The 24958-nt window shown below is 65.2% G+C and carries 20 protein-coding genes; 12 read left to right on the top strand and 8 right to left on the bottom strand.

The features are described from left to right. Window positions 1-31: 31 nt before the first annotated feature. The 6 genes from AC3QL2_RS17885 to AC3QL2_RS17860 all read left to right on the top strand — a co-directional run bounded on the left by AC3QL2_RS17885 (window position 32) and on the right by AC3QL2_RS17860 (window position 5198). Window positions 32-1138, top strand: a complete 1107-nt coding sequence (locus AC3QL2_RS17885) for a TRAP transporter substrate-binding protein (protein WP_493235498.1) — start codon at window positions 32-34, stop codon at window positions 1136-1138. A 240-nt stretch (window positions 1139-1378) separates the two neighbouring features. Then, window positions 1379-1735 carry a CidA/LrgA family protein gene (locus tag AC3QL2_RS17880; RefSeq protein WP_493235497.1) on the top strand — a complete coding sequence of 119 codons (357 nt, stop codon included), beginning with the start codon at window positions 1379-1381 and terminating at the stop codon, window positions 1733-1735. Further along, window positions 1732-2466, top strand: coding sequence for an LrgB family protein (locus AC3QL2_RS17875; protein WP_493235496.1), 735 nt, complete (start codon window positions 1732-1734; stop codon window positions 2464-2466). The genes AC3QL2_RS17880 and AC3QL2_RS17875 overlap by 4 nt, the downstream gene beginning before the upstream one ends. A gap of 90 nt (window positions 2467-2556) precedes the next feature. Then, window positions 2557-3498 (top strand): nucleoside recognition domain-containing protein, encoded by a 942-nt coding sequence (locus tag AC3QL2_RS17870; protein WP_493235495.1) that lies wholly within the window; start codon window positions 2557-2559, stop codon window positions 3496-3498. 95 nt (window positions 3499-3593) lie between these two features. Beyond that, window positions 3594-4322 carry a queuosine precursor transporter gene (locus AC3QL2_RS17865; protein ID WP_493235494.1) on the top strand — a complete coding sequence of 243 codons (729 nt, stop codon included), beginning with the start codon at window positions 3594-3596 and terminating at the stop codon, window positions 4320-4322. Between the two features lie 138 nt (window positions 4323-4460). After that, the gene (locus AC3QL2_RS17860; RefSeq protein WP_493235575.1) at window positions 4461-5198 is read left to right on the top strand and encodes an IclR family transcriptional regulator; all 738 of its coding nucleotides are present in this window, start codon (window positions 4461-4463) and stop codon (window positions 5196-5198) included. Between the two features lie 117 nt (window positions 5199-5315). Here AC3QL2_RS17860 and pbpG read toward each other — a convergent pair whose 3' ends face one another. The 3 genes from pbpG to AC3QL2_RS17845 form a co-directional block, all read right to left on the bottom strand. Beyond that, window positions 5316-6398 carry a D-alanyl-D-alanine endopeptidase gene (pbpG, locus tag AC3QL2_RS17855; protein WP_493235493.1) on the bottom strand — a complete coding sequence of 361 codons (1083 nt, stop codon included), beginning with the start codon at window positions 6396-6398 and terminating at the stop codon, window positions 5316-5318. A 266-nt stretch (window positions 6399-6664) separates the two neighbouring features. Next, complete coding sequence (locus tag AC3QL2_RS17850; protein ID WP_493235492.1) at window positions 6665-7804, bottom strand: patatin-like phospholipase family protein; 1140 nt, start codon at window positions 7802-7804, stop codon at window positions 6665-6667. A gap of 69 nt (window positions 7805-7873) precedes the next feature. Continuing rightward, window positions 7874-10141, bottom strand: coding sequence for an NADP-dependent malic enzyme (locus AC3QL2_RS17845; protein WP_493235491.1), 2268 nt, complete (start codon window positions 10139-10141; stop codon window positions 7874-7876). A 288-nt stretch (window positions 10142-10429) separates the two neighbouring features. On the opposite strand from AC3QL2_RS17845, the gene AC3QL2_RS17840 reads away from it, so the two are divergent. From AC3QL2_RS17840 to AC3QL2_RS17830, 3 genes are all read left to right on the top strand, one after another. Next, the gene (locus AC3QL2_RS17840) at window positions 10430-12286 is read left to right on the top strand and encodes a phosphoenolpyruvate carboxykinase (GTP) (RefSeq protein WP_493235490.1); all 1857 of its coding nucleotides are present in this window, start codon (window positions 10430-10432) and stop codon (window positions 12284-12286) included. Window positions 12287-12470: 184 nt separating this feature from the next. Then, a complete protein-coding gene (locus tag AC3QL2_RS17835) occupies window positions 12471-13625 on the top strand; it encodes a pyridoxal phosphate-dependent aminotransferase (protein WP_493235489.1) in 1155 nt (384 codons plus the stop codon). 297 nt (window positions 13626-13922) lie between these two features. Continuing rightward, window positions 13923-14486 carry a class I SAM-dependent methyltransferase gene (locus tag AC3QL2_RS17830; RefSeq protein ID WP_493235488.1) on the top strand — a complete coding sequence of 188 codons (564 nt, stop codon included), beginning with the start codon at window positions 13923-13925 and terminating at the stop codon, window positions 14484-14486. A gap of 70 nt (window positions 14487-14556) precedes the next feature. Here the strand turns inward: AC3QL2_RS17830 and AC3QL2_RS17825 are convergent, their stop codons facing one another. From AC3QL2_RS17825 to AC3QL2_RS17810, 4 genes are all read right to left on the bottom strand, one after another. Beyond that, window positions 14557-15273: a lytic transglycosylase domain-containing protein gene (locus AC3QL2_RS17825; RefSeq protein ID WP_493235487.1), complete on the bottom strand. Its 717-nt coding sequence runs from the start codon at window positions 15271-15273 to the stop codon at window positions 14557-14559. Window positions 15274-15721: 448 nt separating this feature from the next. Continuing rightward, window positions 15722-17371, bottom strand: coding sequence for a sulfatase-like hydrolase/transferase (locus AC3QL2_RS17820; protein ID WP_493235486.1), 1650 nt, complete (start codon window positions 17369-17371; stop codon window positions 15722-15724). 23 nt (window positions 17372-17394) lie between these two features. Beyond that, window positions 17395-18006, bottom strand: a complete 612-nt coding sequence (gene ampD / locus AC3QL2_RS17815) for a 1,6-anhydro-N-acetylmuramyl-L-alanine amidase AmpD (RefSeq protein WP_493235485.1) — start codon at window positions 18004-18006, stop codon at window positions 17395-17397. Window positions 18007-18120: 114 nt separating this feature from the next. Next, entirely contained in the window at window positions 18121-18534 is a 414-nt protein-coding gene (locus AC3QL2_RS17810) for a pilin (protein ID WP_493235484.1), read from the bottom strand. 378 nt (window positions 18535-18912) lie between these two features. Here AC3QL2_RS17810 and AC3QL2_RS17805 point away from each other — a divergent pair, with 378 nt between their 5' ends. The 3 genes from AC3QL2_RS17805 to AC3QL2_RS17795 all read left to right on the top strand — a co-directional run bounded on the left by AC3QL2_RS17805 (window position 18913) and on the right by AC3QL2_RS17795 (window position 23520). Continuing rightward, window positions 18913-19692 (top strand): ferredoxin--NADP reductase, encoded by a 780-nt coding sequence (locus tag AC3QL2_RS17805; RefSeq protein ID WP_493235483.1) that lies wholly within the window; start codon window positions 18913-18915, stop codon window positions 19690-19692. 240 nt (window positions 19693-19932) lie between these two features. Then, on the top strand, window positions 19933-21135 hold the full coding sequence (locus AC3QL2_RS17800; RefSeq protein WP_493235482.1) for an ammonium transporter: 1203 nt from the start codon (window positions 19933-19935) through the stop codon (window positions 21133-21135). Window positions 21136-21285: 150 nt separating this feature from the next. Beyond that, window positions 21286-23520, top strand: coding sequence for an FUSC family protein (locus AC3QL2_RS17795; protein ID WP_493235481.1), 2235 nt, complete (start codon window positions 21286-21288; stop codon window positions 23518-23520). A 204-nt stretch (window positions 23521-23724) separates the two neighbouring features. On the opposite strand, the gene AC3QL2_RS17790 is transcribed toward AC3QL2_RS17795, so the two are convergent. Then, the gene (locus tag AC3QL2_RS17790; RefSeq protein WP_493235480.1) at window positions 23725-24915 is read right to left on the bottom strand and encodes an MFS transporter; all 1191 of its coding nucleotides are present in this window, start codon (window positions 24913-24915) and stop codon (window positions 23725-23727) included. Between the last annotated feature and the right edge of the window lie 43 nt (window positions 24916-24958).

Genomic DNA, 24958 nt, shown 5'->3' with positions numbered 1-24958 from the left:
GCGGGCCATCCCCAAGCAAGGAGACGCGAGCATGGAAAGACGTTCCTTCCTGAAGCGCGCCGGTGCCGGCATGGCCGGCGCTGCCGTGACAGCCCCGGCTGCCGCCGCCGACCTGCCGACCATCAAGTGGCGGCTCGCCTCCAGCTTCCCCAAGACCCTCGACACCATCTTCGGCGCCACTGAATCGGTGGCCAAGCATGTGGCGGCGGCCACCGGCGGCAAGTTCCAGATCCAGCTCTTCGCCGCCAACGAGATCGTGCCCGGCCCGGGCGTACTCGACGCAGTCAAGGACGGCACCGTCGAGATCGGCCACACGGCGTCCTATTACTACGTCGGCAAAGACCCCACCTTCGCCTTCGACACCTGTTTGCCCTTCGGCCTCAACAGCCGCCAGCAAACCGCGTGGATGCTCAGCGGCGGCGGCCTGGAGTTGATGCGCGAGTTCTTCCGCGACTACAACATCCACCTGATCCCCTGCGGCAACACCGGCACCCAGATGGGCGGCTGGTTCCGCAAGGAGATCAAGACCCTCGACGACCTCAAGGGCCTCAAGTTCCGCATCAGTGGCATCACCGGCCAGGTGCTGGCCAAGCTGGGCGTGGTGCCGCAGCAGATCCCCGGCGGCGACATCTACCCGGCCCTGGAGAAAGGCACCATCGACGCTGCCGAATGGGTCGGCCCCTACGACGACCTCAAGCTCGGCTTCAACCGGGTCGCCAAGTATTACTACTACCCGGGCTGGTGGGAGGGCGGGCCGCAGCTCTCGATCTACGTGAACATGAAGCACTGGGCTTCGCTGCCGAAGGAATACCAGGCCATCCTCGAGGACGCCTGCCTGCGTGCCCACTCGGAGATGCAGGCCAGCTACGACGCCAAGAGCCCCGCCGCCCTCAAGCAACTGGTCGGCTCGGGCACCCAGCTGCGCCCCTTCCCCAACGAGGTGATGGCCGCCGCCTTCAAGACCGCGCTCGATCTCTACGATGAAATCGCCGCCAAGAACGCCAGGTTCCGCAAGATCTACGAGGCCTGGAAGAAATTCCGTGACGACCAGCTGCAGTGGTTTGCCGTGGCGGAAAACCGCTACGACAACTTCATGCAGGCAACCCGCGTTGCCACCCGGGCCCGCAACAACAAGTAGGCGAGCGATGCACCTCCCCGTCGGGGCGACTGAATCCGCCCCCACAGGCTCCACGCAGCAGGGGCGCCACCGCAGCGATCACCCGCAGCGCCCACGGAGTGCTCCCTGCCCGGACCATCGTTCACGGCGCCCCACTGCGGCAGCGCCCGCTCCATCCAGTACCAGCATGTCCTCACCCCAGCATTCCATGTCAGTTGCGCCCCCCAATCCATCCCTTCGCACCTCCGGAGGACTCCACCCATGATCGCCGCCTTTGCCCTCCTGCTGGCCTTCCAGCTCGCCGGCGAAGCCCTGCGCGTCGCCTTGCACCTGCCGGTTCCCGGCCCGGTGATCGGCATGGGGCTGCTGCTGGTCTACCTGATCGCCCGCCGCGGCCCGTCCGAACCCTTGCGGACAACCTCCGGCACATTGCTGCAGAACCTGTCGCTGATGTTCATCCCCGCCGGCACCGGCGTCATGCTCCATGGCGCCCGCCTGTTCGATGAAGCAGGGCCGATCCTCGTCGCGCTGGTCGCCAGCACCGTGCTGGGCCTGGCCGCCACCGGACTGACGCTGCACTTCCTGACCCGCAAGCGCAAGCAGGAGGCTCCACGATGAGCCCGGAAAGCATGACCGAGATCTGGGTCTACCTGTCGGCCCAACCGCTGCTGTGGCTGACCCTGACGCTGGCCGTGTATCTGCTGGCCCTCGCGCTGCACCGCAAGGCCAAGGGTCATCCGGTCGTCAATCCGGTGCTGGTGTCGGTGAGCGTCCTGGTCGTCCTGCTGCTGGTCACCGGCACGCCCTACCAGCGCTACTTCAATGGCGCCCAGTTCGTGCACTTCCTGCTCGGCCCGACCACCGTCGCGCTGGCGGTGCCCCTCCACGCCCAGCTCAAGCGCCTGCTGGCGATGGGCGGGCCGCTGCTGATCGCGCTGGTCGTCGGCTCGCTAACCGCCGGCCTGTCAGCCTACGCTATCGGCGCCTTGCTGGGGGCCAGCACGCCAACGGTAATCTCCCTGGCCCCCAAGTCCGTCACCACGCCGATCGCCATGGGCGTCGCCGAACGCCTCGGCGGGCTGGCCTCGCTGACCGCGGTATTCGTGATCCTGACCGGCATCTTCGGGGCGATCTTCGCCGACGGCATCCTGCGGCGCCTTGGCGTGAAGGACGATGCCAGCATCGGCTTCGCCCTCGGCCTGGCCTCCCACGGCATCGGCACCGCGCGGGCCTTCCAGCTCAGCGAGCAGACCGGTGCCTTCGCCGCGCTGGCAATGGGCCTCAACGGCCTGTTCACCGCCATCACCCTGCCCTGGCTGCTGCCGCTGCTGGCGCCACTGCTCAAGTAGCGCTGCGTGAACTAGGGTTGCCCTCAGGTTGCCCACGACGTATGCGGCCCCGATAATCGGGGCCGTTGCCATTTTTGCTGCACTGCATCCATGGACTTGCTGATCGATGTGATCCTGCGCGCCGGCCGCTCGGCGGTCGAGCTGTCGTTCTTCGTGCTGCTGCCGGTGATGATCGTCATGCTGTCCCTGATGCGTCTGCTGGAAGCCAAGGGCGTGCTCGACTGGGTCGTTGCCCGGCTGGCTCCGCTGCTGCGCCCCGTCGGCCTGACCGGCCTCGGCGTGTTTGCGGCGCTGCAGATCAATTTCGTCAGCTTCGCCGCTCCCGTCGCCACGCTGACGATGATGGACCAGCGCGGCGCCTCCAGCCGCCACCTGGCCGCCACGCTGGCGATGGTGATGGCCATGGCCCAGGCCAACGTGTCGATGCCAATGGCGGCGATGGGCCTGCATTTCGGCGTCGTGCTCGGCTGGTCGCTGGTCGGCGGGCTGGCCGCCGCGGCGGCCACCTATTACGGCTTCGGACGCGCACTCAGCAGCACCGAACACACCATCGATGAAACCTTGCACCACCCGGTCGCCGAAAGCGCCAAGGGCATCCTCGACGTGATCAACCGGGCCGGCGCGGAAGCCTTCAAGATCGCCGTCGGTTCCATCCCGATGCTGGTGCTGTCCCTCACCGTGGTCCTCGCCCTGCGCCGCCTCGGCGCGCTGGACGCCCTCACCGGCCTGCTGTCGCCGCTGCTGCTGGCGGTCGGCGCCGACCCGACGCTGATCCTGCCGACCCTCACCAAGTACCTGGCCGGCGGCACCGCGATGATGGGCGTCATGGACGAGATGCTGCGCGCCGGCACGGCCAGCGCCGCCACCCTCAACGGGGCCAGCGCCGGCCTGCTGATCCACCCGCTGGATGTGCCCGGCGTGGCGGTACTGATCTCCGCCGGGCGGCGCGTCGCCGACGTCTGGAAGCCCGCCACCCTTGGCGCGTTTGTCGGCATCGCGGTGCGCATGGCGGGGCACATGGTCGCCGGCTGAGCTCGTTGCCGTCGGCGTGCTGCAGTGCCACACTGACAGGCATTCCGAGGCCCCTCGACAATGAAAGCGGGCCCGCCCATCCCCTGGAGAGCCCCATGTCGACTGCGTCGCATCTGCATTCCCCTGCCCCGCGCCAGTACAAGTACTACGAATTCGTGATGGCGGCCTTCGTCGCCGTCTATCTGTGCTCCAACCTGATCGGCCCGGCCAAGGCGGCGCAGATCAACGTCCCGGGCCTGGGGCCGGTGACCTTCGGCGCCGGCGTGCTGTTCTTCCCGATCTCCTACATCTTTGGCGACGTGCTCACCGAGGTATATGGCTACGCCCGTGCCCGCCGCGTGATCTGGGCCGGTTTCGGCGCAATGGTCTTCGCATCGGTGATGGCCGCGGTAGTGGTCGCTCTGCCGCCGGCCCCGACGTGGACCAACCAGCCCGCCTACGAGATCGCCTTCGGCTCTACCTGGCGCATCGTCGCCGCCTCGCTGACGGCCTTCTTCTGCGGCGAGTTCGTCAATTCCTACGTGCTCGCCCGCATGAAGATCCGCAGCCGCGGCCGCCACCTGTGGCAGCGGACCATCGGCTCGACGATCTTCGGTGAGGGCGTCGACTCCCTGCTGTTCTACCCCCTCGCCTTCTGGGACTCCGGCCTGATCCCCAACGACCTGCTGCCGGGCATCATGCTCGCCCAGTTCATCACCAAGGTTGGCGTCGAGACGCTGTTCACGCCGCTCACCTACAAGATCGTCGCGTTTCTGAAAGAGGCCGAGCGGGAGGATCACTACGATGTGGACACCGATTTCTCACCCTTTTCCATCAAGGTGTGACGGGTCTTGCGGCAGCGCGGCATTTCACTAGGCGAAATCGGCGCACCTGCGATACCATTCCGCGTCCTTGAATCAGAGGCAGGAAATCCGTTGTCCACGCCAGAAACCGCGAAAAGCCCCATCCAGGTCATCGAGCGCATGATGAAGCTGCTCGACGTCCTCGCCGAGCACCCCGATCCGGTGCCCCTCAAGCAGCTTGCTGCGGAAACCGGGCTTCATCCTTCCACGGCCCATCGCATCCTCGGTGCGATGAGTGGCAGCGGTTTCGTCGAACGCAGTGACGGCGGCGCCTACCGCTTGGGCATCCGCCTGCTCGAACTGGGCAGCCTGGTGAAGTCGCGCATCTCCCTGCGGGAAACCGCCATGGCCGCGATGGTGCGCCTGCACGGCACCACGGGCGAGAGCGTCAACCTCGGTATCCGCGCCGGCGACGAGATCGTCTATGTGGAACGGACCTCCAGCGGCAAGTCCGCCGTGCGCGTGGTGCACATCGTCGGCGCCCGCGCTCCGCTGCACACCACCGCCACCGGCAAGCTGTTCCTCGTCGAGGACGGCGCCCAGAAGGTCAAGGAATACGCCCGCCGCACCGGCCTGCCGTCCTCCACGCCCACTTCCATCACCACACTACAAGGCCTGGAGAAGGAACTCGACAAGGTCCGCCGCCATGGCGTCGCCTACGACCTGGACGAGGTCGAAACCGGCGTGCGGTGCATTGCCGCCGGCATCCGTGACGACAGCGGCGACCTGATCGCCGGCCTGTCCCTGTCCACGCCGTCCGAGCGTTTCAACCCGGACTGGGCTCCGCTTATCCGCCAGACCGCCGACGAGATCTCCAGCGCCCTCGGCTACCTGGCCCCAGCCACGCGCCAGACCTAGGTCACTCCCCTCCGTGGGTCGTGAGGGCGAGTAAGTTTCCCCCCCACGGGAACGGCCCCGCGCCGACGATGTAAAAAAGGCGCCTCCCGGCGCCTTTTTCATTTCAACCCAATCCCATCAGGTCGCCGGACCATGGCGACCGGCGGCGGCGAGCTTCTGTTGCATCGCGGCGCTCTCCAGCCAGCGCTTGACCCGCTGGGCGTCGGCCACCCGCGTGAAGCGGCCGAAGGAGTCGAGCAGCACGATGATCATCGGCTTGTTGAGCATCCAGGCCTGCATCACCAGGCACTTGCCGGATTCGTTGATGTAGCCGGTCTTGGACACGCCGATCTGCCAGCTCGGGCTACCGACCAGCGAGTTGGTATTGTTGAACTGGCGTTGGCGGCCGTTGAGCGACACCACGTAGTTGGCGGTGGTGGTGAACTCACGGATCAGCGGATAACGGGATGCCGCGGACACCATCTTGACCAGGTCACGCGCGCTCGACACGTTGGCGGAATTCAGGCCAGTGCTGTCGGAGAAACGGGTGTCGTGCAGGCCCAGGGATGCCGCCTTGCGGTTCATGGCCACCACGAAAGCCGGCAGACCGCCCGGGTAATTCCGCCCCAGGGACGCCGCGGCGCGGTTCTCGGAGGACATCAGCGCCAGGCGCAGCATGTCGTCCCGCTGCAGCTCGGTGCCCACCGGCACGTGGGAACTGCTGTTACGCAGGGTGTCCACATCGTCCTGGGTGACCGTCAGCGTCTCGTTGAGGGACAGGCGAGCATCCAGCACGACCATCGCAGTCATCAGCTTGGTAATGGACGCAATCGGCACCACGGTGTCGGAGTTCTTTTCGAGCAGCACATTGCCGGTGGCCTGGTCCGCCACCATGAAGGCGGCCGACTGGAGCAGCGGGTTGCCCTCGTGGTCGATGTCATGGCTGACCGCGGCAACCGCATGCTGGGCGTGGCGTGGAGCATGCGCCACCTTGCGGCCTTGAGGTTTGTCCTCGGCCGCCCTGGCGACCTTGCTGCCCCTGGCCTTGCCGGACTTGGACGACTTGGCCACCTTCTCGGCCTTTTCGGCCTTGGGTGCAGCCTTGGCGGTATGGGCTTTCTTCGACGCCGCATGATGCGCCGCAGCGAATGCGTCGCCGGGCACCGCGGTGTTGAGTGCAAAGACGCTCAGCAGGGTGAGTACGGTAGTACGGATCTTCATCGTCTTTCAAACTGGCTCATAGCGGGAAGAAACCCTTCTTCCCTATGAAAAATCTTCGCGACGGACAGGCCTCGCGGGTGGAATTCGGTGCGCTCCGGTGGATGCTCATTGAATGGGCACCGCAACAGGGCCGGACGGCACAAACGCAAACAACATACTTCTTATTCAAAATAAGGGGTTATTTTAAATTTTTGAAGTTTTTTGTGAATGATTTTTTTGCACATTTCGAGCGGGCGACTCTCATTGGAGTGCATGGGCCCCCGCAACTATCCATCGATCCTCAAAAACCGGGCCAGTTCCGCGCGCCGGCTGATCGCATCCCGATACCCGAGTTCCATCAGGGAACGGGTGTAGCCCTGCTCGAAAAGCAGGTAGGAGAGCAGCACCGAACCGTCTTTGCGCATCGCACCAATGCTGCTCAGGACCATGCTCAAGGCCCGCGGCAAGGTCTGGCGGTGGCGCGCGGCGAGGTAGTCGAGACGCTGGGACGGCGCGATCACCAGCGTTTCGATGGGGCGCAGCGGTATGCCCGCAATGGCGCGCTGCTCGGGTGTCAGCACCGCAAGGGTGGTGTTGATGCGCTCCAGGCGCTCCAGGTCCATCGCCAGCCCGTCCAGGAAGATGCTCGACATGGCGTGGCCGGCCACCTGGGCCGGCGAAGGGTAGCAGTCGGTGCGCTGCCGCGCCTCCTCCGAACGCCGCCCGCCGGCGATCACGAGGATGCGCTGCGCGCCCAGATGAATGGCCGGGCTGATCGGCGCCAGCTGACGCATCGAGCCGTCACCAAAATACTCCCGGTTGATGCGCACCGCGGGGAAGACGAAGGGAATCGCACTGGACGCCAGCAGGTGATCGACCTCCAGCTCGGTACGCATGCCGATGCGCTTCTCCCGGCGCCACGGCTGCAGATCGTCGCAGGCCTGGAAGAAGGCCAGGTTGTCGCCCGAGGTGTAACCCGACGCGCTGACCGAGACCGCCCGCAGATGACCGGCGTCGATGGCCCGGCCGATGGCGGAGAAATCGAGCTGCGCCTCCAGCAGTTCGCGCAGCGGCGTGTTGTCGAGCAGGGAACGGGGTGACTGGCGCACCAGCGCGCCGAACAGGATCGCCGACGCCCAGCGCATCACCGACTGGGTGATCGCCGCGGTATCGGCCCGATAGACATGGTGGACGTGGAAGTTGCGCCAGATGTAGGCGAGCTTGCGCACCGCCTCGTTGAAATTGGCGGAAAAAACCGCCAGCGCCGCCGCATTGACGGCGCCGGCGGATGTCCCGCACAGGATCGGGAATGGATTTTCGCGGCGCCGCCCCCAGACTTCCCGGATGGCGATGAGCGCGCCGACCTGATAGGCCGCCCGCGCCCCGCCACCGGTCAGGACCAGCGCCGCCGTGCCCGCCTCCGCCATCCCGCCGCTCCTCCGTGATCGATCTCACGCAGTTTAACGGCCGCAGACGACGGAGACATTAGGACAAGATCAACGACCCGCTTCGACCACCGTCAGCGCCGTCATGTTGACGATCCGGCGCACCGTTGCCGTCGGGGTCAGGATGTGCACCGGCTTGGCCGAGCCGAGCAGGATCGGGCCGATGGTCATGCCTTCGCCGGCAGCGGTCTTGAGCAAGTTGAAGGCGATGTTGGCGGCGTCCAGCGTCGGGAAGATCAGCAGGTTGGCGTCCTCGCTCATCTTGGCGTTGGGGAAGACCTGCTTGCGGATATCCGCATCCAGCGCCGCATCACCGTGCATCTCGCCTTCCACTTCCAGGTCGGGATGCTCGTTGTGCAGCAGCACCAGCGCCTTGCGCATCTTCTCGGCGGTCGGCGAGTTGTCGGTGCCGAAGCTGGAGTGGGACAGCAGCGCGATGCGCGGCTGGATGCCGAAACGACGCACCTCGTCGGCAGCCAGACGGGTCATCTCGACGACCTGCTCGGGGGTCGGATCGTAGTTGACGTAGGTGTCGCACAGGAACACGGTCCGGTCCGGCAGGGCCAGCAGGTTCATCGTGTAAAAGTTGCGCACGCCCTTCTGGCGGCCCAGCACCGTCTCGATGAACTTGAGGTGCAGGTGGTGCATGCCGTAGGTGCCGCAGATCATCCCGTCGGCGTAGCCGAAGTGCAGCAGCAGCGCGCCGATCAGCGTGGTGCGGCGGCGCACTTCGCGCTTGGCGTAATCCACCGACACGCCCTTGCGCTCCATCAGCGAGTGGTAGTGGGACCACAGCTGGTTGAAGCGCGGATCAGAGTCCGGGTTCACCATCTCGAAGTCCAGCTCGGGGCGCAGGCGCAGGCCGAAACGCTCGATATTGTGCAGCACGACCTCGGGGCGGCCGATCAGCACCGGACGGCAGGTACCCTCGTCCACCGCGGTCTGCACTGCGCGCAGCACGCGCTCGGCTTCGCCTTCCGCGAAGATGATGCGCTTGGGCGCCTGCTTGGCGGCCTGGAACACCGGCTTCATCACCAGGCCGGACTGCCACACGAAGTTGTTGAGCTGCTGGCGGTAGGCGTCGAAATCGGTGATCGGGCGCGTCGCCACGCCGGACTCGATGGCCGCGCGGGCCACTTCGGGAGCGATCTTGACGATCAGGCGCGGATCGAAGGGCTTCGGAATGATGTACTCGGGGCCAAAGCCTGACAGCCGCTCGCCGTAGGCCGCCGCCACGATGTCGGAGGCCTCGGCACGGGCCAGCTCGGCGATGGCACGCACGGCGGCCAGCTTCATCTCGTCAGTGATCGTCGTCGCGCCGACGTCCAGCGCGCCACGGAAGATGAACGGGAAGCACAGCACGTTGTTCACCTGGTTCGGGTAATCCGAGCGACCGGTGGCAATCAGCGCGTCGTCGCGGACCTTCTTGACCTCTTCCGGCAGGATCTCCGGCGTCGGGTTGGCCAACGCCATGATCATCGGCCGCGACGCCATCTTGGCAACCATCTCCGGCTTCAGCACGCCGCCGGCGGACAGGCCGAGGAACACATCGGCGCCCTCGATGATCTCGCCCAGCTTGCGCGCGTCGGTCTTCTTCGCGTAGCGCGCCTTGATCGGGTCCATCAGCGTCGTACGGCCTTCGTACACCACGCCTTCGATGTCGCTCACCCAGATGTTCTCGACCGGCACGCCGAGCATCACCAGCAGGTCCAGGCAGGCCAGCGCGGCCGCGCCGGCACCGGAGGTGACCAGCTTGATCTTGGAGAGGTCCTTGCCGAGCAGGTGCATGCCGTTGAGCAGCGCCGCGCCGACGACGATGGCGGTGCCGTGCTGGTCATCGTGGAAGACCGGGATCTTCATCCGCTCGCGCAGCTTGCTCTCGATGTAGAAGCACTCCGGCGCCTTGATGTCCTCGAGGTTGATGCCGCCGAAGGTCGGCTCCAGCGCCGCGATCATGTCGATCAGCTTGTCCGCGTCGGGCTCGTCGATCTCCAGGTCGAACACGTCGATGCCGGCAAACTTCTTGAACAGCACCGCCTTGCCTTCCATCACTGGCTTGGCCGCCAGCGGGCCGATGTTGCCAAGGCCGAGCACTGCGGTGCCGTTGGTGACGACACCGATCAGGTTGCTTCGGGACGTCAGCGACGCAGCCTCGGCCGGATCTTCGACGATCGCATCGCAGGCCGCCGCCACACCAGGCGAGTAGGCCAGCGACAGATCCTGCTGGTTGGTCAGCGCCTTGGTTGGCGCGATGGCGATCTTCCCCGGCTTGGGCAGGCGGTGGTATTCAAGTGCGGCCAGGCGAATTTGCTCATCCATTCAGGTATCCCTCTCCATTGTTGATGTGTGTTTGTGTACTGCCATCATCCGACCAAATTACCGTTACGGCAATTCGTGACTTCCACAGCACAAAATGCCATCCGAGTAGATTTCTCTACACGCCGAACCATGGCATAATGTAAGGCTAAGTCGGTCGGGTTAATCCTGATTGACACCAATAATACGCGCCGAGGCCTGGTGGCCCAAAAAAGACGCGATTGCCCAGCCGGAAACCTCCCGAACCGGCACTTGAAACAACGCATCCGTAACGTCCTGGAGAATCGTCAGATGTCTCAAAGCATTGCCGAAGCCGCCATCGCCGCCGCACCCGATTACGTCAAGCACCAGAAGCTCAAGCAGTGGGTCGCTGAAATCGCCGCCCTCACCGAACCCGACCGCGTGGTGTGGTGTGACGGCTCCGAAGAAGAATACGACCGCCTGTGTGCCGAAATGGTCGACGCCGGGATGCTGATCAAGCTGAACCCGGAAAAGCGCAAGAACTCCTACCTCGCCTGGTCCGACCCGTCCGACGTGGCCCGCGTCGAAGACCGCACCTTCATCTGTTCCGCCAACAAGGACGACGCCGGCCCCACCAACAATTGGGAAGACCCGGCCAAGATGCGCAAGACCCTGAACGAACTGTTCAAGGGCTGCATGCACGGTCGCACCCTTTACGTGATCCCGTTCTCCATGGGCCCGCTCGGCTCCCCCATCGCCCACATCGGCGTTGAGATTTCCGACAGCCCCTACGTGGTCACCAACATGCGCACCATGACCCGCATGGGCAAGGCCGTCTTCGACGTGCTCGGCACCGACGGCGAGTTCGTGCCCTGCGTGCACACGGTCGGCGCGCCGCTGGCCCACGGCGAGAAGGACTCCCGCTGGCCCTGCAACCCGACCACCAAGTACATCGTCCACTACCCCGAGACCCGCGAGATCTGGTCCTACGGCTCCGGATACGGCGGCAACGCGCTGCTCGGCAAGAAGTGCTTCGCGCTGCGCATCGCCTCCACCATGGCCCGCGACGAAGGCTGGCTGGCCGAACACATGCTGATTCTCGGCGTGGAAAGTCCCGAAGGCGAGAAGACCTACGTCGCCGCCGCCTTCCCGTCCGCCTGCGGCAAGACCAACTTCGCGATGCTGATCCCGCCCAAGTCCTTCGATGGCTGGAAGATCTCCACCGTCGGCGACGACATCGCCTGGATCAAGCCGCGCCTGGAAGCCGACGGCAGCACCCGCTTCTACGCGATCAACCCGGAAGCCGGCTTCTTCGGCGTCGCCCCCGGCACCTCCGAGAAGACCAACTACAACGCGCTGGCCACCCTGCGCGAGAACATCATCTTCACCAACGTCGCGCTGACCGACGACGGCGACGTGTGGTGGGAAGGCCTGAGCAAGGAAGCCCCGGCTCACCTGGTCGACTGGCAAGGCAAGGACTGGACCCCGGAGATCGCCAAGGAAACCGGCCGCAAGGCTGCGCACCCGAACTCCCGCTTCACCGCCCCGGCCAGCCAGTGCCCGTCCATCGACCCGAAGTGGGAAGACCCGGCCGGCGTGCCCATCTCCGCCTTCATCTTCGGCGGCCGCCGCGCCACCACCGTGCCGCTGGTGTACCAGGCCTTCAACTGGAACTTCGGCGTCTACATGGCCGCCACCCTCGGCTCCGAAACCACCGCTGCGGCCTTCGGCGCTCAGGGCGTGGTCCGTCGCGACCCGTTCGCCATGCTGCCCTTCTGCGGTTACCACATGGGTGACTACTTCAACCACTGGCTGAAGATGGGCCACACCGTTGATCAGGCCCCCGGCATCTTCTGCGTCAACTGGTTCCGCATGAACGAGAAGGGCGAGTTCATGTGGCCCGGCTTCGGCGAGAACATGCGCGTGCTGAAGTGGGTCGTCGACCGCGTCCGCGGCCGTGTGCACGCCACCGAGAACGCTCTCGGCTGGATGCCCCAGTACGAAGACATCGACTGGACCGGCTCCGACGTAACCAAGGCCGAGTTCGAAGCCCTGGTCAAGATCGACGCCGACGCCTGGAAGACCGAGCTGGCCGGCCACCAGGAATGGTTCGAGAAGCTGCAGGACCGCCTGCCCAAGCAGTTCACGCTCAAGCGCGAACTGTTCGAACTGGCCCTGTCGGTGTAATTTCGCAGCAGCCACCCGGCTGCTCAGGTAGCGCAAGAAAGCGTCGAGCAATCGGCGCTTTTTTGTTGCGCCTCTGCTTGCCCCTCGCTTGCCTTCTTCTGCCTTTTGACATCCGGGGCGCGAATCCCCCGCAGAGGCAAATTTGCCTCCGCTGAATCGAGCTCATCCTTCCAGGAACACTTCAATGACCCGCAGCGCCCGCCGCATGGCCGACATCCAGCCCTTCCACGTGATGGAGATCCTCAAGCGCGCCCACGAACTCGCCGCCAGCGGGCGCGACATCATCCACCTGGAAGTCGGCGAGCCGGATTTCGCCAGCCCCCAACCCATCGTCGAAGCAGCCCAGCGCTTCCTGACCGGCGGCCACGTGCATTACACACCAGCCCTCGGCCTCACCGCCCTGCGGGAAGCCATCGCCCGCTTCTACCACGACCGTTTCGGCACCGACGTTTCGCCCGAGCGCATCATCGTCACTCCCGGCGCCTCCGGCGCGCTGATGCTGGCCCTGGCGGCACTGACCGATCCGGGTGACGAATGGCTGCTGCCCGACCCCGGCTACCCGTCGAACCGCCACCTCGTGCGCAGCTTCGAAGGCAGCCCGCGCGGGCTGCCGGTGGACGCCAGCACCCGCTTCCAGCCCACGCCCGCCCAGGTCGAGGCAGCCTGGACGGCGCAGACCCGCGGCCTGATGGTGGCCAGCCCGGCCAACCCCACCGGCACGCTGCTGACGCTCGACGAAATCGTCGAGCTGCAGGAAACCGTGAGCCGGCGCAACGGCGTACTGATCGTCGACGAGATCTACCAGGGCCTCAACTACGGTGTGGACGCCTGCACCGCCCTCAGCCGGCTCGACGACGTCTTCGTGGTGAACAGCTTTTCGAAGTACTTCGGCATGACCGGCTGGCGCCTCGGCTGGCTGGTCGCCCCGGAAGCCTATGTGCGGGACATCGAGAAGCTCGCCCAGCACTTCTTCATCTCGCCCTCCACACCCGCCCAGCACGCCGCACTGGCCGCCTTCGAACCGTCCACCATTGCCATCCTCGAAGAGCGCCGGCACGAGTTCGCCGAACGTCGCAACGCACTGCTCCCCGCCCTGCGCCAACTCGGCTTCAAATTCGCCACCGAACCCCAGGGCGCCTTCTACCTGTACGCCGACATCTCCGGCATCGCCGAGGACAGCCAATCGCTGGCCCGTCGTCTCATCGAGGAAGCCGGCGTCGCCACGACGCCCGGCATCGACTTCGGCGACAACGCGCCGGAACGCCATCTGCGCATCGCCTACACGACGGGCACGGCGCGCCTGCTCGAAGCCGCCGAACGCATCGCCCGCGTCCTGTAGAAGCAGGAATGCATGTGCCCACTACTGAGCCGCTGGGGGCTACAAACACCCAACCCCTGGCTCTCCAAACAAGCCTGGCGAAACAAGCCCTTTGGATAATCTATACATCGCCCTCCAGCCCTCACGCTCTCCTTACCATCATGCCTTCAACGAGCCGACCCACCCTCGCCTTCCCAGCAATGGCACACCCCTGCATCCACCGCACTCTGATTTGACTCTCTGCACGAACTCCCAAGCCGCCAATTAGTAATGCTCTATTCGGATGGGGGAGTAATGCGAAGTGAATGGAAGCTCGCAATGAAATCAGACCTGATCCCCTTCTGGCGCTCCTTCTTGCGCGACCCACAACGTATCGGCGCAATCGCGCCCGCGGGACGCCCCCTAAGCGATGCCATGGCCCATGAAGTTCTCGCCATCAGCCATCCCGGCATCGTGATCGAACTCGGCGCCGGCACAGGTTCAATCACCCAGGCTTTGTTCGAGGCCCGCCACCACATGACTGAACTCATCGCCGTCGAACGGGCCCCCGAACTGGCTGCACACCTGCACCAAAAGTTCCCAGGGATGCGGATCCACGTGCATTGCGCAAGCGAAGTCGAACGGCTTGCCCTACCAGTACACAGTGTCCTGACTCTGGTTTCGTCACTGCCTTTCCGCTCACTGCCAACACGGGATAGACATCGCCTGAGCGCTGCAATCGCAAGAATCAGCGAAACGGCAGCTCACTTTCGACTGATCCAGTACAGTTACTTTGGCCGCCTCCCATTTCCCAGCCCCACAAAGAGTCTGGTCTGGCGACGCAGGCACACCATCATGCGCAATCTGCCCCCTGCAACCGTGTGGGTGCTGGAGCGGGCTTGAACAGGGCCAGTCGCGTAAACAAAAAAACCCGCCTCTCGGCGGGTTCCTCTTCCCCAGGCTCGGGCGCGTGTCAGGCGCCGACGATCCTTCCTCCACTGCGGGCCACCTGGCTCAGCATGGCCTTCACGGCCATCACCTTGCTGGCGTAGGGCGCCGACGGATCGCCGACGCCACCATACTGCTGCAGGGCCCGCTCGACGGAACCGGTGCTCCGGATGTACTCCTTGAGCACCAGCGCGCCGACGCGGATGTTGGTTTCAGGGTCGAACATGGCACTCTTGTCCGACTTCACATCCACCTTGTCGGGGTGGAATTTGGGAATCACCTGCATCAACCCCTGCGCGCCCATCGGGCTCTCGGCAAAGGGATTGAAGCGGGACTCGATGGCCATCACGGCCACCAGCAGCAGCGGGTCTACGCCCACGCTGCGCCCGGTCTGCTGGGCGGATGCCAGCAGCGGTTCAAGTGCCACGGCCGAGACTTGATAGCGCTTGGCCACATAGGTCTGGACACGTTGCAGGTCTGGGCTGAGCTTGATCGGCGACGCGGTTTCCACCGCCTGCACGATTTCAGCCTCTGGCTCTTCGGTGGCAACTTCTGCAACAGCAGGCGCCGCCGCACCACCAACCAGACCATCAAGAGACAGGCCCTGCACACCGTGGTTCGCAATTCTGGATGCCACGAACAGTGTGAGGATGAGACCCGCGACGAGAAGACCGCCGTGGGCGAAGTGAAGCATGTATGAAGCCGCGTGACGTGCGAACTTCGCGATACGAGTTGCGAACATGGGCTCTCCTTTCTGTGGCCACAGTCCAGCAAACGCGCGCGCACAACCGCCCCCAGGACAGCAGGGACAGAAAATCCGTTTGTATCACCCGACAGCCCCCGAAAAAAACAGGGCCGGGTTCAACTCGTCAACCAACAAAACCGGCCGACGGCGCTCGAAGGACTAGGTCGCCAGGGGTTGATCCAAACACGCTGATGCAACCAGACAGCGTGCCAAAAAAAGTACCGAGCCAGACCTCAGACAGGTCAGTAACCGGGGGGAAGAAGGCCGGTTATGCGGCGGCTCAGGCACCGACTTGTAACAAGATTTTTGCGCCAAAAAATGCACACAAAACGCATTCTATTGATTCGACTGGATTTTGTCAATGCGCCCCCCGACACCCCCACCAAAGTCGAATCCATTTGCATATGCCGAACACCATGCAAGCTGATGTACCCCGAATGAAAAATCAGGGCTTCAGGGCCGAGCAGCGCACTGCCGAAGCCAGCGCACCGGGCTCGAGAGCCCCCCAGGTTTCCGGGTCCTGAGTAGGAACGAGCACACCCGGCTGCCCCAGCATGGTCAGCCACGCGCGGGCGACATCCCGATGGGCAATGAGCCCGTTTTTCTGCCGAAAAACATCGAGCACCTTCGCGCGCCCGCTTCTCTGAAATGCCGAATTCCAGAGCACGATCGCCGGCACAACCGAATCCTCCCGACTGCTCGTTGGACCTGCATGCATCCGCCGCCCCGTACCATCGGACGGCAGATTCTCACCATGGTCGCTGGTGAAAACCAGAAATGCAGGCTCCGATTGCGCATCGAGGACTTCGGCTGCGCGCAGCAGGACGCTCGCACCGTACTCCGCGGCTCGCCGATAGCGTAGTTCGTTCAAGGCCTCGCCATCGACACCTGCCGGCTCGGGCGGAAACATCGTCGCCGGATAGCGCTGCTCATAGAAGAAGTGCTGGCCGTACATGTGGATCAGCACCGCCTTCGACGCCGCATCCGTTCGCTTCAGAAAATCCGCCATGGCTTCGATTGCCACTTCATCATAGGTATTGACGTCCATCGACGAGATTTTCTGGCTGAAATCATGCCCCTCTTCGGGCACGACCCAGATTTCGTGGTTGTTGATATAGGCGGTCCGGGCTCCGGCAGCCTTGGCGATGGCGAGCAGTGTCGGCTTGTGGGCCGCCCCCGCTACATCAGCCACATCGACAAGTGTTAACAGGCGGGGAACCGATGCGAAGGTACCATTGCCTCCCGCGCAAGCATCGGGGAGGCGTACTCCCAAGCCCCGCTCCAGCCGCGCAGCCAACTGGGCCGACCACTTCCCACGCGCGGGATCGAGCAACGCATCGGCCCGCAGCGACTCTCCGACGATGAACACCGCAACACCAGGCAGCGCATCGAACTCACGGGGCACACCGATGGTGGAGCGGATGAACTGCGGCCGAGCCTGCGCAGGCATGACTGCCTGATTAAGGGCCATACGCAGGCCCTCCTTGCCCATCTCGACATGTGACAGCCAGACAACACCCATCCGCGCCTCCGGGCCCGCGAGCCTGGCCCAGGCGGCATAACCCCCGGCATCAAGAACGGCGGACGAAGCCGGCAGCAAGGCGGCCAGAAAGACGAAGGACAACCAGCCGCGGCTGCGCGACGGCGCACGCCAAGCCGCCCATGCCGCGATGATGCCCAGTACCGCCGACAGCACGGCCACCAGTTGGAACTGTCTATTTCCCAGAACCACGCGGGCTGCGGTCAGCACCTCCTTGTAAGCACCGTTGGTCGCAGATCCCATGCTGGCGGTAGACGGCCCCATTCCGGTCACCGCCACCGCACCGATCCAGGCTAGCGTCAGGGGCAGCAGCAGCAATTGCACCATGGCCGCCCACCGAAGCATTCGCCCAGGTGCCGACGCCGCCAGCACGCCGCACAACAAAGCCCAGCCCGCCGCCTCCAAGGGGCGAGCGAGACGCCCTGACGAGACCAGCCAGATCAGCATCGGAGCCAAGGAAGCGACCAGCAGCAGCGCCCTCGCCCGGCCCTCGGCGTCACGGGCAAACCGGCCGACTACGCGGAGAATCGGAGCGCACACGCGCATGAACATCATTCCCTGTGCGAAAGGGAAGCCACTCAGGCGGGCCGCTCGGAAAGCGGGAACGGCCAGCGCATGCACGCCTCCTCGTCCACCGAGGAGGCGGCTTCGACGAGGTCCGCCAACGCGGATCCGTGCAGCGCCAGCAAACGCCGCAACCGCTCCCACGAAAAGAAGGGCCCCGGGTCCGTCTTGCGCCCGGGGGCAATATCCGAATGCCCCGTGATCCCCTCGATGGGAAAGCGCCCGCAGAGCTCCGTCAGCAGGTCGGCCAGCACCTCGTATTGCACGGCCTCGAAGGGCAGCGTATCGCAGCCTTCCAGTTCGATACCGATGGAGAAATCATTGCAACGCTCACGCCCACGCCAGGACGACGCGCCGGCGTGCCAGGCACGCATCTGCGGATCGACGAACTGGATCAATTCGCCGGTACGGCGGATGAAGAAGTGAGCGGAGACCCTCAGGTGGTGGATACCCGCGTAGTAAGGGTGCGCCTGCGGGTCGAGGGTGTTGGTGAAGAGCTGGGTGACACCGGAGCCGCCAAAGCGGTTGGGGGGTAGGCTGATGGCGTGGATGACGACGAGGCTGGTGTCGGCATTTGCCGGACGCACGTCATGATTCTGTGAAACAGGGGAAATCGCAGCATTCATGCCATGAATTTTCCCACACCCCCTCAAAACTGTCCGCCCTGAAACGGAAAACGCCCGGAGGCTCTCACCGTCCGGGCTTTCAAAAGCTGACTGACTATCAGGCTTGATTCAGGATCAGCACAGACCGGCAGACTTGCAACTGCCAGTGGTAATGTCCCAGGTAACGCTGGAGGCACTGGCAGTCGGAATCATGATGTAAGTCTTCGAATCCACTTCGGCAGTGCCGGTTGCGGTAATCGTCCCGTTATCAGCAACAGTCACGGAAGTAACCTTGCCATAGCCAGCCGGCTGGGCAGCAACGCCGCCGTTACCGTTAGAACAGCCAGTCACCGCAGCAGTCGGATCGGTACGGTTCTGGATACAAATCTCAACCTGGGACTTGAAGCCCTGCGCAGCCTGCACGACTTCCGTGAACTTCGCCTTCTTCGTGTAAGTCTGGTACTGGGGCACCGCAATCGCCGCCAGGATGCCGATGATGGCAACGACGATCATCAGTTCGATCAGGGTGAAACCGCCTTGCTTCTTCATGATGTGATCTCCACTCGTTGAATTTCGATGGTGCGGGCTGCTGCCTCGTACGCAGAGACATAGGCAACCGTCGTGCCAGATATCCCGCGTTTCATTTTTTCCATTTGGAAACAATTTATTGCCAGATGGTACGGGCTTCAGACGGCCTGCCCCACCCGTGGAAACCCATTCTTCATGTGACGTTTTTCGTCACCTGCTGCCAAAGTTCGTCAGTCCACCGGGCCATCAGGGGCCATGATCTGTCAGCCGCTCGCCGCGCGAGCGGTACAACACATGTAGCCGGGAGCGAATTCATTCGCCCTCCGCAGGTCGAAGCGGCGGATGGGCGGGTGAATGCGCCCCGACGGCAAGACCGCCCCATGGAAGAAGGGAGACACAATGGACGCCCCCAACGACAAGTACCTCCCGGCCCGCATCCTGTGGCTGCACCGCTGGAGCCCCCGCCTGCTGTCCTTCCGGCTCAGCCGCGAGGCGGGCTTCCGCTTCGTGCCGGGGCAGTTCGCGCGCCTCGGGCTGCATCAGGCCAATGGCGTGCCGGTGTGGCGTGCTTACTCGATGGCGTCGGCGACCTGGGATGACCACCTGGAGTTCTACTCGATCATCGTGCCGGACGGCGCTTTCACATCCCGCCTTGAACAACTACAAGTCGGCGACGAACTGATGATGGAGCGCCAGCCCTTCGGCTTCTTCACCACCAACCGTTTTGCCGATGGGCGTGACCTGTGGATGCTCGGCACCGGTACGGGGCTGGCCCCTTACCTGGCGATCCTGCAGGACGAGAGCACCTGGACGCGCTTCGAGCGCCTCATTCTGGTGCATTGCGCGCGCGATGCCGACGACCTCGCCTATCGCGCCGAAATCGCCGCCCTGCGGGACCATCCCCTGTGGGCCGAGCATGGACACAAGCTGATCTACCAGCCGGTCGCCACCCGTGACGACACCATTGCCGGCGCGCTCCATGCGCGCATTCCGGCGCTGCTGCAGAGCGGCGAGCTGGAGGCCCGGCTGGACATTCCACTGACCCTCGCCGACTCCCGCATCATGATCTGCGGCAGCCCGAACATGGTCCACGATACCCACAAGGCCTTGCTCGGGCGGGGCTTCCGTCTCAGCCGGCTGGCTGCGCCAGCGCAAATCGCGGTGGAAAACGCCTGGTGAGTGCCCCCTTCAAAAGCTGAGCCGCACCAAGACGGTGAAAGCCATCTTCCTTTTGTCACCCAGGAATTAGAAACTCAAGGAATGGCGCATTAATTTGGTGCATGAACCATCAATCTGCACGATCATGGTGCCATAACACACCATACCCTGATGGCAAGCCCTTCATTCATCAGGATTTTTCACCAAAATAGAGCTGGCACAGCACCTGCTTGGTGCCTCGCTTCATTTTCGGAGCCCAAAATGGAGCAAATCAGTAACACCAGCAATGTTCTCTTCGTGCTGCTAGGCGCCATCATGGTGCTAGCAATGCATGCCGGCTTCGCCTTCCTTGAGCTCGGCACAGTACGCAAGAAGAACCAGGTCAATGCCCTGGTCAAGATCCTGACCGACTTCGGCGTATCGGCCATCGCGTACTTCTTCATCGGCTACACCGTGGCCTACGGCGTCAACTTCTTCTCCAGCGCCGACGTGCTGGCCCAGAAGAGCGGCTACGAGATGGTCAAGTTCTTCTTCCTGCTGACCTTCGCCGCCGCCATTCCTGCCATCATCTCCGGCGGCATCGCCGAGCGCGCCAAGTTCCACCCGCAAAGCGTCGCCACCTTCCTGCTGGTCGGCTTCGTCTACCCTTTCTTCGAGGGCATCGCCTGGAACGATAACCTCGGCATCCAGCCGTGGCTGGAAGCGGCCTTCGGCGCCAAGTTCCATGACTTCGCCGGCTCGGTGGTGGTGCATGCGGTCGGTGGCTGGATCGCGCTGCCTGCGGTGCTGCTGCTCGGCGCCCGTCGTGGCCGCTACACCAAGGACGGCAACGTGGCCGCCCACCCGCCTTCCAATATCCCCTTCCTGGCCCTCGGCGCGTGGATCCTCACCGTTGGCTGGTTCGGCTTCAACGTGATGTCGGCCCAGACCCTCGACAAGGTCAGCGGCCTGGTCGCCCTCAATTCCCTGATGGCGATGGTCGGCGGCACGCTGGCAGCGATGGTCCTGGGCAAGAACGACCCAGGCTTCATCCACAACGGCCCACTGGCCGGCCTGGTCGCCGTGTGCGCAGGCTCCGACCTGATGCATCCGATCGGTGCGCTGGCCACCGGCCTGATCGCCGGCGTGCTGTTCGTTCAGCTGTTCACCATCACCCAGAACCGCTGGAAGATCGACGACGTGCTCGGCGTGTGGCCGCTGCACGGCCTGTGCGGCGCCTGGGGCGGCATTGCGGCCGGCATCTTCGGGGCAAAGGCGCTGGGCGGCATCGGCGGCATCAGCATCGTGTCGCAGTTGATCGGTACCGCCGGCGGCATTGTCGTCGCGGCTGCGGGCGGCACCATCGTCTATGGCGCGCTGAAGTCCATCGTCGGCATCCGCCTGGATGCGGAAGAAGAATTCGACGGCGCCGACCTGACGATCCACAAGATCACCTCCACGCCAGACCGGGAAACGCACTGGTAAACCGTGCGGTAACGAGCATCACGAAAAGCCGGCCCTGCCGGCTTTTTCTTTTCATGGCCCCCCACTCCGCGTCTACCTTGCCTCTCCCCGCCCCCGCACCTTAACCTCTGCCTGCCATCGACACCCTTGCCGGAAGCCCGGCCCAGGCGCATGCAGACACTTTCCCGCATCGACCGGCCCCTGCGGGCCGCCCGGCGCATCGCGCTGAGCCATTACACGGCCAGCGGCCTGGTGGCGGCGCTCGGCATGCTGCTGATCTCCGGCGGCATGCACTTCTACTTCGGCGCCTTCGCCGCGGCGGCCGCGTCGGTGGGCGTGGCCATCGTGATTCCGCCGGACCAACCGGCGCCCCAGCGCGGCAAGTTCTGGCAGCTGCTGCCGGCGGCGCTGATCGGCCTGCCGCTGTTCCTCGCCGTCCAGGCCCTGCACAACGCGCCGGTGCTGCTGGGCCTGCTGCTGGTGCCGGCCAGCTTCGTCGCCTTCCTGGCCGGCGCGTGGGGCAAGCGCGGGCTGCCGATCTCCATTTCGATCATGTTTGCGGTGGTGCTGTCGATGGCAGTGCCGGTCCACGAGGGCACCGGCAGCATCGCGACGACCGGCCTGTACTGCGCCATCGGCAGCGGGGGCTACCTGGTGTTCGCCAGCCTGGCCAACTCGGCCCTCAACGCCCGCTACCGGATCCAGATGCTGGCCGACGTGCTGTTTGCGCTGGCCGGGCTGATGCGCTGCCAGGCACGGCAGTTCGGCGCCCTGAGCCAGCCGTCCGACGCTGCGCCGCTGATCGGCGAGCTGCTGCGACGTCAGGCCGCGCTGGCCGACCAGCTGCAGGCGGCCCGCAACATCCTGCTCGAATCCCCGCGCACGCCGCGCCGCCAGCGTCTGGCCGGCATGCTGCTGCAGGTGCTGGAGATGCGCGACCATCTGCTGGCCAGCGAACTGGACGTGGACACGCTGCGCACGCACCCCGGCCACCCGTTGCTGCTCAACGCCCTCGGCGAGATCCTCGGCGCCCTGGCCGACGAGCTGGACAGCCTCGCCGACGCCCTGCTCATCGGTCGCCCGCCCGAACCCTTCGCCAGCCACCGCCCCCAGCTCGCCCGCCTGGAACTGCCCGATGAAGAAGACCGCGGCACCAACGGCAGCGCCCCGTCGACGGCGATGCTGGCCCGCGGTCTCAGCAACCGCCTCGGCCACATCAACGACGAAACCCTGCGCCTGATCGCTCTCGCCCGCGGCGAGGAGCAACCCGACCTGAGCCTGGTGCGCACCGCCTGGCAGGCCTTCGTCAGCCCCACGGCCTGGTCCTGGCAGCCCCTCGCCGAGCTGTGGCACTGGAACGCGCCGCCGCTGCGCCACGCCATCCGCGCCGCGCTTGCCATCGGCAGCGCCTACGCGCTGTCCCTCGCCGTGCCCTGGGGCACCCACGACTACTGGATCCTGCTGACCATCGTCGTCGTACTGCGCGGCAGCCTGGCCCAGACCGTCGAACGGCGCAACCACCGGGTGCTCGGCACCCTGCTCGGCTGCGTGCTGACCGGCGCGCTGCTGGCCGCCCATCCGCCGGCGCTCTTCCTGCTGCTGGTCGTCATGCTGGCCCAAGGCATCGCCCATGCCTTCGCGATCCGGCGCTACGTCGTCGCCGCGGTGGCCGCGACGGTCATGGGCCTGGTACAGAGCCACATGCTGAACGCCGGCAGCGCCACCTTCGAAGTCATCGAGCGCATCGCCGACACGCTGGCCGGCGTCGCCATCGCCTGGGCCTTCGCCTACGTGCTGCCGAGCTGGGAGCGCGGCCGCATCCCGGCTCTCGTGGCCCGCAGCCTCGCCGCCCAGGCCCACCACGCCCGCATCGCACTGGGCCTGGGGCAGTTGCAGGCGGTGGACAACGAACCGGAACTGGCCTGGCGGCTGGCCCGGCGCGAAGCCTACGACAGCCTGTCGGCGCTGGTGCAGGCCACCCAGCAATCCCTTGCCGAGCCCCGTGCGGTACGCCCGCCACTGGAAGCCCTGGGGCGCCTGCTGGCCCACAACTACCAGCTCCTCGCGCAGCTCACCGCGGTGAAGACGATGCTGATGTCGCGCCGCGGCCGCCTCGATGCGGCGCGCATCCAGCTTCCGCTGCAGCAGGCCAGCGAAGCCATTGACCAAGCCTTGACAGCACCCGCGGCAGCATTGGCGCCAGCGCCCTGCGCTGCAATGGAGAACCTCGCCCTGCCCGACCCCTTCGAGCAGGATCTGAGCCCCTGGCTGCTGCGCCGCCTCGGCCTGGCCAGCGAGCTCGCGGCGCAGGTCAGGGAGGATGCGGAGCAGGTGTTGCGCCCGGCGCCGACCGTGCCGGACAGTGAAATGCAGGAAGGCTCCGGACCAGCGGCTGTGGGCGAGTGATCCCGTCTCCACGGGCGGCCAGCCAGTACATTTCCGCCCTTGGGAGCCAGTTCAGTCGCCCATTCCCCTCCATCTACATACCCTCTTCCCAAGCCCACGCACGCAAAAAAATCCCGCCGAAGCACAATGCTCGGCGGGATGCTAAAGACCGGCGGGTAGTTTGGGAGGAGAGGTGCCCGCCGGGTGGGAAAAGTCGGTACAAGTTCAGTGCCGCAGGTCGCTCTCCAGCCGCCCGCGATGGGAAAACAGAAAACCGAGGCAGACGAACAACAGCACGCCCTCGATCCACAAGGCCGCCTGCACGCCCCACCAGGCCGCCAGCAGACCGGCCGCCAGCCCGCCGATGGCGTCGAAGCCGAAGCGCGTCGCCATGAAGAAGGACACCACGCGGCCGCGCATGGTCTCCGGCGTACTCGACTGCAGCAGCATGTTGATGCCCGCATTGCAGACGGTGATGCCAAAACCCAGCAGCACCAGCCCGGCAAAGGCCAGCGCCGGCAGGTGGCTGGCGCCGATGCCGACCAGCGCCACCGCGCTGATCGCCACCGCGGCGACCACCCCCTGGCTCAGCCGCGCCAGCGAACGCACGCGGGTCAGCATGACGGTGCCGAGGAAGGCCCCGCCGCCCGCCCCGCCCCACAGCCAGCCGAGGGTCCGCGCATCGCCGAGGAAGACATCCTTGGCCAGAATCGGCAGCAGCGTCGCGTAGCTCGACGCGGTCAGGTTCACGCCGATGACCACGCCGATCAGCACCCGCACGTACCAGGTGTCCCACACATAGCGCGCGCCTTCCTTGAAGACCCGCCCGACCGGGCCGCGCACCGGCTCCGGCATCCGTCCATCGGCGCGCAGCACCGCAACGATCAGCGCCATGAAGGACAGCGCGTTGAGGCCGAAACACACCGCCTCCGAACTCAGCCCCAGCAACAGCCCGGCCACCGGCGGCCCGAAGAAGCGGCCGCCATTGACCAGCATCGAGTTAAGCGCCAGCGCATTGGGCAGATCCTCGCGGCTTTCCACGAAGGCGTTGATCAGCGAATGGCGCAGCGGCGCATCGAAGCTGCTCAGCACACCGAGCAGCAGCGACATGGCGACGATCAGCGTCGGCCCGATCCAGCCCAGTGCCGTCAGTACCGCCAGCGTCAGCGCCTGGGTGGCGAGCAGGGACTGCACGACGATCAGGCAGCGCCGCTTGTCCTGCTTGTCGATCCACGCGCCGGCCAGCGGCCCGAGCAGCAGCTGCGGGGCCAGCGACGCAAAGGTGGTCACACCAAGCAACGCGGCCGACCCGGTCAGCCGGTATACCAGCCACACCAGCGCCACCTGCTGGATCCACGAGCCGAGCAGCGACACCGCCTGGCCAAAGAAGTACAGCCGGAAATTGGCCGACCGCAACGCACGTATCGACTCGGGAACCCTTCTCTCACTCACCCCTGCA

The sequence above is a fragment of the Zoogloea sp. GW822-FHT05C07 genome (genome assembly GCF_058800215.1).
This window is presented reverse-complemented; position numbering and strand designations above follow the sequence as displayed.